The following is a 386-nucleotide window of genomic DNA, read 5'->3' as shown; positions in this document are numbered from 1 at the left end:
AGCAGTTCCTGGAAGCGCGTGTGGCCGTAGCAGCCCATCACGACCAGGTCGCAGTCGTGCTGCGCGGCCAGCGCGAGGATGGCGCGGCCGGTGTCGTGAAGCGGGTCGCGCAGCGCGAGATCGGCGTGCACGCCGCGGCGGCGCAGGAAGGCTTGCGCGTCGGCCAGGTCCTGTTCGTTCGCGCCGCGGTCCGGGAAGGCGGGCGCGAACAGCGCCAGGGTGGTGCGGGAGGCGCGCCGCATCAGCGGCACGGCCGCGTCCATCGCACGCGACGCTTCGCGGCTGCCCTTCCAGCACAGCAGCACGCGGCGCGGGCAGGACAGCGGCGCCGCCGGTGCGCGCGGCACGACCAGTACCGGGCGCGCGGCGTTGGCCACCACGTGGTC

1 protein-coding gene is annotated in these 386 nt (G+C 75.4%); it reads right to left on the bottom strand.

From position 1 onward, the window contains the following. Positions 1-386 (bottom strand): universal stress protein (locus tag KVT32_RS29000; RefSeq protein ID WP_217619303.1); only part of this gene is annotated, 386 nt, incomplete at both ends.

The organism is Achromobacter sp. GbtcB20 (genome assembly GCF_019091095.1).
GTDB lineage: Bacteria > Pseudomonadota > Gammaproteobacteria > Burkholderiales > Burkholderiaceae_B > Achromobacter > Achromobacter mucicolens.
Note: the sequence above shows the minus strand (reverse complement) of the source record. Positions and strands in the feature narration are given on the sequence as shown.